7 protein-coding genes are annotated in these 8,564 nt (G+C 60.4%); all 7 read right to left on the bottom strand.

Features of this window, described 5'->3' with window-relative positions; all coding sequences use genetic code 11:
• Positions 1 to 2,117, bottom strand: a 2,117-nt coding sequence (locus tag K1Y02_23200; protein ID MBX7259288.1) for a YfhO family protein, incomplete at its 3' end; no start/stop codon positions are given.
• Positions 2,118 to 3,512 carry a dihydrolipoyl dehydrogenase gene (gene lpdA, locus K1Y02_23195; protein MBX7259287.1) on the bottom strand — a complete coding sequence of 465 codons (1,395 nt, stop codon included), beginning with the start codon at positions 3,510 to 3,512 and terminating at the stop codon, positions 2,118 to 2,120.
• A 131-nt stretch (positions 3,513 to 3,643) separates the two neighbouring features.
• Positions 3,644 to 4,978, bottom strand: coding sequence for a 2-oxo acid dehydrogenase subunit E2 (locus K1Y02_23190; GenBank protein MBX7259286.1), 1,335 nt, complete (start codon positions 4,976 to 4,978; stop codon positions 3,644 to 3,646).
• Positions 4,979 to 5,051: 73 nt separating this feature from the next.
• Positions 5,052 to 6,242 (bottom strand): mannitol-1-phosphate 5-dehydrogenase, encoded by a 1,191-nt coding sequence (locus K1Y02_23185; GenBank protein MBX7259285.1) that lies wholly within the window; start codon positions 6,240 to 6,242, stop codon positions 5,052 to 5,054.
• A gap of 146 nt (positions 6,243 to 6,388) precedes the next feature.
• Complete coding sequence (locus K1Y02_23180; protein ID MBX7259284.1) at positions 6,389 to 7,183, bottom strand: inositol monophosphatase; 795 nt, start codon at positions 7,181 to 7,183, stop codon at positions 6,389 to 6,391.
• Entirely contained in the window at positions 7,184 to 8,179 is a 996-nt protein-coding gene (locus tag K1Y02_23175; GenBank protein ID MBX7259283.1) for a carbohydrate ABC transporter permease, read from the bottom strand.
• The coding region (locus tag K1Y02_23170) for a sugar ABC transporter permease (GenBank protein MBX7259282.1) at positions 8,169 to 8,564 on the bottom strand (396 nt) is incomplete at its 5' end. The genes K1Y02_23175 and K1Y02_23170, both read right to left, overlap by 11 nt.

Here is an 8,564-nt window from a genome sequence, read left to right as displayed (position 1 = left end):
TTGGCGGGTTCGCCGTTGACGAGGGCTTTCCATCCTGGGTACCACGCGTCGGCTTGCACGAGGACGCCGGGCGGGGAAGATGGAACCTTAATTTCCGTGCGGGTCGTGCCAACGCGGTTTGCTTGAAGTGTGGGCGTGGGGGGCGTGACGGGCGGTTGAGGCACAACAGCCTGCTCCATGAGCGGGGGCTGGTCGCTACTGAGTTGCTTCGCGTCGATGCCATCGACCGAACGCCCGCTGTAGGCCATCCATGCGTAGGGTTTGGCGTCTAGGTCCTGGAACAGCACGGCGCCGGACGGGAACATCCTCTCGAACTTCAAAAGCGGACGAATCGGCGCGAACTTGCCTTGCACGTCGTCTTGCGACAGCAGGAGCGAGGGGGCTCCCGCGCGGCGCAGTAGGAGCGGGTCGTCCGCAATGCGGGACGTGAAGGCTTGGTGGCGTCTCAAGGAGACTCCCGCGGCGCTGTAGAGTTGGGGAATGCCGTTGCCCGCGAGCGGCCATTGGCTGAGCGCGTCGCTGCCGCCGACGCGTCCACCGGATTGCTGGAAGAGTTGGATGAACTCCGTCTCGGGGAAGAGCCGGTCCGCGGGCGTGTAGGGCATGGCCAGCCCGAACGCAAGCATCAGATCGACGACGGTGAGGCCGCTCATGGCGTAGCCGAGGAGGCGTACGGATGGTTTCAACGTCGTTGCAAAGAGGACGACCAGCAGGACGAGCATGATCGCCACGTCAAGGATGATCTTCCAGCCATATGTGCCCATGGACACGGATAGCCCTTGGTGTCCCGCGACGACCACGCCCACCGCGAGCAGGGCGAACAGGGGGCCAATGAGGAGCAGGCGTCTGAGCGAGGCCATGCAGTCCTCGGCGTTCAGGTGCAGCCACTCTTCCATGGTGGCGGCGGCGACAAGGGCCATCACGAATGCTCCGGGCGCCAAGTAATGTTCGGGATTCAGGAAGCGGAGGATGGGCACTTCTTCCAAAGTCTTGGCGCACATGGCCAAGATCAGAAGGAGTACGGATGTCGCCAGCAGGGACTCAATCCGGCGGCGTTGCCGGGTGCTGGAAAAGCGGCGCAATGAGAACCATACCGGTAGCATAAGGACCGGCGCGATGCCCACGTGTATGAGTCCGGCTACGCGACGTGACTCGGCTTCCGCGAACGTGGCGGGTTTGGCGGTGCCGAACCCGCTTGGCAGGAATGCGCTGATCAGGTCGTGCAGTTGTGGGAAGTAGGAGGCCGGGGCGCGCCCGCCTTTGGCGGATTCTCCCAGGAATTCCACGAAGGGGAGAATCTGTACGGCGGCGAATGCCAGCGCGATGGTCAGGCTGAGCGCGAATACGCCCACGGGAGCGAACCATTCGCGCGGATGGCGGCGGTCTATCAGGAAGCGCAGGCAAAGGTAAAGCCCGCTGAAGAGGAGTATGGCCGCGAGGGTTTCCGGGTCGCCGCCCAGGAGCATAAGGGAAAAGGCGAGCGCACCGCGCGCCCACACGCGCGGATGACCCAGGGCCAGGCGTTCGCAGAAGAGGATGATCAGGGGAAGCCAGGGTATTACATCGGAAATGGGGTAGACGCACCACAGCGTCATGTGGCCGCTCATTTGAAACGAGAGCGCAACGAACAGTGCGATGGGACGTCCGAACCCGAGGCGTCGCGCGGCGTAGAAGGCACAGAAACCCGCCACAAGGAGCTTGGCGAGTATGGAAACCTGCAACGCGACGAGGATGTCCAGGAAATAGAACGGGAGCGAGAAGGGGGAGAAGCAGCGCGTCCGCCACAAGGCCATGAACGGCAGGCCGCAGCTTTCCAACGGATTCCAAAGCAGGTCCTTGTAGCCGGTTGCGGACGCCATGTGCGCGTACCACGGGTAGATGCGCTGCGCCATGAGATTGGCGCTCGCGTCTTCTATCGGCATGGCGACTTCGGGGCGCGCAGCTTCCCAGGGGGCAAACGAGAGCACGCTGTCGACACCGATAGGGACTTCGCCCCGTTTCAGTGCCGGCCACAGTAAGAGCAGCGGTACGACAACGAGAAGGATGATGCAAAACGCGTTGTCGAAGAACCTTCGCAGGCGATGCGAAAGCCCCTGCCCGTCTTGGAACAAGACCACTTAGGCGCTCCTCGCCGGCGGGGTGTGAATGCCTACGCCGTAGTAGGCTTCCGCCGCCTCCATAACGGTTTCCGCCAACGTGGGGTGCGTGTGAATGGTATGGGCGATGTCCTCAACGGTGGCTTCCAGGCGAATGGCCAAGGCTGCCGCAGCGATCAGTTCGCCCGCTTCCGGCCCCATAATATGAACGCCGATGACTTGATCGGTCTTTGCGTTTCCGATGATTTTCACCATTCCGTCCGTTTCGCCCATGGTGTGCGCGCGCCCGCTGGCCATCATGTTGAACCGGCCAACTTTCGTCTCTATCCCCGCGGCCTTCGCTTTGGTTTCCGTAAGACCCACGCTGGCGACTTCCGGTGACGTGAACGTGCATGCCGGGACAACCCGGTAGTCCATGGTCTTGCGTCCGCCCATGGTATTGGCGGCGGCGACGAGGCCCTCGGAACTGGCCCCGTGGGCTAGCATGGTTTTGCCGACGACGTCGCCGATGGCATAGATGCTCGGAACTGTCGTCTCCATGCGCTCGTTGACGTTAATCCGGCCTCGCTGCCCAATCTCAACGCCAAGGCCAGGAGTCTCGGAGACGACCTCGGAATGGTAACGGCGGCCAATGCCGACGAGCACCAGATCCACGTCGACGGCGCCGGTCTTTGCTCCATCGAATTCGACGTGGACACCGTTCTTGTTGACCGCCATCTTCTTGACGGTGGTCTCCGTGCGGACGTCGATTTTGCGCTTCTTGAACAACTCGCCCATACGCTCCGAGATTTCCTCGTCGTCGTTGGGCAGCACGCGGGGGAGCATTTCGACGAGCGTGACGTTCACGCCGAAGGCGTTCCACATGCAGGCGAACTCGGCCCCGATGGCCCCGGCTCCCACGATAACCGCAGACTTGGGCAACTCTTCGAGCTCAAGCGCTTCGGTACTGGTGATGACCCGTTTACCATCGGTTTCCAGACCCGGCAACTGGGCGGGCGAACTACCGGTAGCGACGATGATGGCGTTGGCTTCGATTTGCTCATCTCCAACCATGATGGTGTGTGGGCCGGTGACTTTTGCGGTGCCCTTCACGAGTTCGATGCCGTGGGTCTTGAAAAGGTTACGAATGCCGGCTTTATTGGATTTCACCACTTCGTTCTTGCGCTTGACCAGGCCCTTGAGGTTGACTCCGAGTCCGGAGACCTCCAGGCCAAACCGGTCCGCGCTTTGGAGTTTATGGTAGAGATGGCTGGTATGGATCAAGGTCTTCGTGGGGATGCATCCCCAGTTCAGGCAGACGCCGCCCAGCTCTTCGCGCTCGATGGCAATGACTCGACCGCCCAATTGAGCGGCGCGAATGGCCGCCACATAACCGCCGGGACCCGTACCAATAACTGCAACATCGCAATGCTTCACGACCAAATCCCTCGTAGAGTGTTCGCGCTAATGCGCGCTGAAAACACGATAAGATATCACTTTGTAAACAAAATACCCAAAACCAAGCCGCTGACTGTCTAAATCGACGAATTAACCAGCATACGCGTCGCTCAGAACTCCGCAGCCTCCAGGATTTCCTTGAGGCGTCCCATAAACTGCGCGGCGACCGCCCCGTCGATGACTCGGTGGTCGCTGGAGAGGGTCATTTTCATAATAGGACGGACGTGGATGCCGCCGTCGATAACAACAGGTCTATCCTTAATCTGCCCGACGGCCAGGATGGCGCTGTCGGGCTGGTTGATGATGGCGGTGAAATGGTCGACTCCGAATACGCCAAGATTGGAGATGGTGAACGTATTCCCCTGGTACTCGTCGGGGGTGAGCTTTCCGGTGCGGGCGCGCTCGGCCAGACGCTTGCACTCGGCGGAAAGCTGCGCGAGTGTCAGGTTTTGGACTTGGCGAACGACCGGCACGATGAGACCCGTCGGGAGTGCCACGGCCAGACCGAGGTTGATGTCGCCGACTTCTTCGATGGCGTCGCCGGCCCAGCGCGAGTTTACGGCCGGGTATTCCTGAAGGGCACGTGCCGTCGCGAACATGATGATATCGTTGAAGGAAGGCTTCTCCGGGGTCGACTTGCGGAGCTTCACTGCCGCGGTCATGTCAATTTCAGTTGTCACATAGTAATGGGGGGCCGAGTAGAAGCTATCGGCCATGCGCTGCGCGATAATCTTGCGCATCGGGCTGAGCTTGACCCGATTTATCTGACCAGCTTGTATTGACTTAACTGGTGCGTGTTTCACTTTTGTTTCGGCGTGTTCAACATCGTCTACGGTGATGCGGCCACCCGGTCCTGAACCTTTTACTCGTGTTAAGTCGACTCCACGTGATTCGGCCAAGCGTTTCGCCGCCGGTGATACCTTGATACCTTCGAGGGAAGCCGCATAGGCTTCGACATCCGCTTCCATAATCCGGCCTCCGGCCCCGGTTCCGGTGGCAAGGCGCGGGTCAACATGAAGTTCAGCAGCGCACTTTCTGGCGCGGGGCGAAACGAACGCGTCTTCGCTGAGCGCGGCAGTTGGGGCGGCGGAAGGGAGTTCGGCTGGTGCCGAAGCTGGCACCGACGACGGTGATGGGGTCGCGGCTGGAGCGGCTTCCTTCGGTGCGGTCCCGGCGGTGCCGTACTTGGAAAGATCCGGCAGAGGCTCGTCGGGGGTTCCCACGAGCGCGACGACGGTGAGCACAGGGACCGTGACGTCGGTGTCGAGCAGAATCTTGCGAAGGACTCCTGAGACGGGCGCCTCGCATTCGATCTCGGCTTTGTCGGTTTGGATGGCGAAGAGGGGGTCGCCCTGATTGATGGTTTCGCCCTCGGACTTGATCCAGCGGACGATGGACGCCTCTTCGACAGATTGCCCCATTTGGGGTAGCTTAACTTCTTGCATGTCACTCCCTAACTTGGAAAACTCATCGGACCGAAAGGCGGACTTCGTCAGGCTCGCAACGAAAGCCAGCCGTCTAGGACTTGGGCGGTTGAATCCACCCTTCGTCGGAGAGGCGCTGCATTCCGGTCTGGATAAGAGCTGCTATGGGTGAGTCCTCGGCAAGGCCACAGATGTCTTGGAGAACCCCCTGGAGGCCACGCTCGCGGAGCGTCCGTTGGACGGACAGGGCCGCAGCGTCGTCGGGGTGATCGTAGCGGATTGCGGCGGCGGCTGCAAACGCGACGTGTTTGGGCTGGATGCCTTGGGCTAGACACATGGCGGCGGAACCGATGAGGCGGTCGCGCGGTCCGAGCTTTCGGATGGGGTCCTTGGCGACGCGGGCGACCTGATCGCCGAGTGCACGGTTGCCGAAACGGCGGATGAGGTCAGCCGCGTGGTCGGCCAATGCCTCGGGTTCCAACCCGTGTTTAGCGACGAGTCCCGAGCACGTCTCGTTCAAGGCGGCGTCAACTTCTTTGCGCACACGTTCGTCGCGTATGGCGTCGGCGATGGTCTCGTGACCGCGCAGGTAACCGAGATAGGCGGTGGTGGCGTGGCCCGCGTTATGGACGAACAGTTTGCGCTCGACGTAGGCCCCGAAGTTGGCAAGGGGCTTCATGTTCTTCAGCGGCGGAACCGGTCCCTTGAAACCGGCGGCATCCACAGGCAGCTCGGAGTACTCTTCGACACAGACGAGCAGGGGATCCTCCGCTTTGACCGCGTCGGTCATCACGGGGACCATGCGCCCGATGCTGGCTTCGACAAATCCCACGCGGGTATCGAGGGCATTGTGGAAGGCAGGGGAGAGATGGCCGCGAACCTGTTCGCGCATGAAGGGAGCCGCCTCGATCATGTTTTCGCAAAGGATGATGTTGAGCGGCGAGGCGTCCGTGTTCTCGAAACGGCGCGCAATACCTGCCGCGATGAGCGGGGCGATCTTGCCCATGACGGGGACGCCGACGGCGGTCGCGGCGAAATCGGCTTCCGCAAGACGCGCTGCGACTTCGTCGATGTTTCCTGCGTGGACGGCCGAGACGTTCTCGATGGTATTCGTATAGGTGCGGTCGTCGACGATGCGGAGCGGATACGATTTCCGCTCATTTAGGGCTTGAACGAGGTCGGTGACGACGTCGACAAAGGTGGTGGCGTAGCCGGATTCGTAGAAGAGTTGCCCGAGAAATCCGCGGCCGATGTTGCCGGCCCCGAATTGTACTGCTTTCATCATGGTGCTTATGCGTCTCCCAATGTATTCGAAAATCAGGGACAGACCCGTCTTCGCTCACTGCGTTCGCTTCGCTTGCGTCAGTCCCTGATTTACGCTGTGTCTCCTCGCAGATTGTGCGAGTGGTCAAAATCGCTAAACTCAATCCACTAAGCTTGTGGATGGATGATTCTAATCAGGTCGTCGTGTACACGGCCATTTGTGGCAAGAAGGCCGTGGCCACCGTCAAAAAGATAGGCTGGGCTCCCGTCGAGCCGGGTTACCTTGCCGCCTGCTTCTTCCAGAATGACCTGGGCGGCGGCGTAGTCCCACGGATTAAGCCCGACGTGGAAATAGGCGTCCATATCGCCGGTAGCAACGGAACAAATGCCGATGACCGCGGCGCAGTGGCACCGAATCTGGCCGACGTTGCGCATGACGGTATCGAAAGCCGCGAGCGTGCCGGGGCGATCCCAGGGGCCGCCAAAGTCGATTTCGGCGCGGACCAGACCCACGGTGGAGATGCTGGACACTTCAAGGCGGCTGTCGTTTCGGAACGATCCGTGGCCGCGCTGGCCGAAGAAGAGGTCGCCGGTCATGGGCACGATGACGCCCCCGGCGATGGGGACTCCGCCTTCCGCGAGCGCCAGCGAAATGCCGAAACTGGGGAAATAGCCGCGCACGAAGTTTTGGGTGCCGTCGATGGGGTCGATGACCCACGCTCGGACGTTGGGGTCTTCGGGAAAGCGGCTGAAGCCTTCTTCCTCTGCGGCAATGAAGTCGCCGGGGAAGGCCGACTTGATGCGTTCGACGAGCTTCTCTTGGACGGCGAGGTCGACTTCGGTGAGGATGTCGTTGGCCTCGCGCTTTTCGGAAATGCACACGTTCCGGCGGGAGGCGTATTTCTCCCGTACAAAGACCGCGAGATTACTGAGGGCCTCGCGAATGAAATCGCGTTCGTTCATTTAACCTTTCAATCCCGTCATGGTGATGCCCTGGATGAAGGTGCGCTGGGTGAGGAAGAACAGCGCAACGATGGGCGTGGTGATTACGGTGGACATGGCCATCAGCGGACCCCAGGCGCTGGTGTGCTGGCTCTGGAACTGCTGCAGAGCGAGGGAAAGGGTCCACTGCCGGTCATCTTGGAGGAAGACGAGGGGGTTCAGGAAGTCGCCCCATTGGAACAAAAACATGAACAACGCCGTCGTGGCGAGGGCCGGTTTGGAGAGGGGCAGAATCACGTGGGCGTAGATGCCAAACTCGGAACAGCCATCAATGGTGGCGGCGGCGCTGAGGTCTTTCGGAATGCCCATGAAGAACTGGCGCAGCAGGAAGATGTAGAACGGAGTACCGAGAAATGCCGGGACGATGAGCGGCTTGAAGGTGCCTGTCCAGCCCATTTCCTTATACAGAACGAAGAGGGGGATCAACTCAACCTCGTAGGGGATCATCATCGTCGCGAGGACGAGGAGAAACAAAAGGTTGCGTCCCGGCCATTCGATGCGCGCAAAGCTGTAGGCGACAAGCGAGCAGGAAATGAGCGTGCCGACAACGGTCGTGAAGCAGATGAAGAGTGTATTGCGCAGACTGCGCGGGAAATCGATGATCGTGAAGGCGTTCACGTAGTTCTGCCAGTGCAAACCGATGCGCTGCTGGATGGTAAACTCTTCTTCCCACGCCTCGACTTCCTTGCCATCGACGAGCAGTTTGTACTTGCCGGTTTCGTCGTCGCGGCCCAGGCTTGTGGCAGTCTTTCCATTGTACGTGACCATCAAGCGGCCTTGGTCGTCCATCTTGTCGGTAGTGGGAATCCACTGGATGGGCTCGCCGGGCTTGGGCATGATGCGCGATTCGCTCTTGAGCGATGTCGAGATCATCCACGCGAAGGGCGCCAGGAAGATAAGCGACGCCGCGACTAACGTCAGAACGGCGATGAGTCTGTTGATGACGTTAGTCTGCATGGTAGTGGACCCATCGTTTGGACGAGGCAAGTACCAGGAGCGTCGCCCCGAGGATGAACGCGAACATGATCCAGGCCATGGCGGACGCATACCCTAATTGCAGGTAATAGAACGCGCTTCGGTAGAGGTAGAGCGCGTAGAAGAGCGTCGAGTCGGCGGGGTCACCGCGTCCGTTTGTCATTACGTAGACTTCAGTGAAGTACTGGAACCCATTGATAAGCCCGATAACGAGATTGAAGAGGATGACCGGGCTGATCATGGGGATGGTCACATGGCGAAACTTGGTAAGGGGGCCTGCACCGTCCAAATCGGCGACTTCATATAAGGACTGGGGGACATCCGCCAGACCCGCGAGGAAGATCACCATGGAGCCTCCGATACCCCA

This window comes from Candidatus Hydrogenedentota bacterium (assembly GCA_019695095.1).
Taxonomy (GTDB): domain Bacteria; phylum Hydrogenedentota; class Hydrogenedentia; order Hydrogenedentales; family SLHB01; genus JAIBAQ01.
The sequence above is the reverse complement of the archived record's forward strand: the minus strand, read 5'-3'. Positions and strand labels throughout refer to the sequence as shown.

Coding starts and splice junctions, on each gene's coding strand:
- K1Y02_23190 (MBX7259286.1), bottom strand. CDS start 4,978: ATGCAAGAAGTTAAGCTACCCCAAATGGGGCAATCTGTCGAAGAGGCG.
- K1Y02_23185 (MBX7259285.1), bottom strand. CDS start 6,242: ATGATGAAAGCAGTACAATTCGGGGCCGGCAACATCGGCCGCGGATTT.
- K1Y02_23180 (MBX7259284.1), bottom strand. CDS start 7,183: ATGAACGAACGCGATTTCATTCGCGAGGCCCTCAGTAATCTCGCGGTC.
- K1Y02_23175 (MBX7259283.1), bottom strand. CDS start 8,179: ATGCAGACTAACGTCATCAACAGACTCATCGCCGTTCTGACGTTAGTC.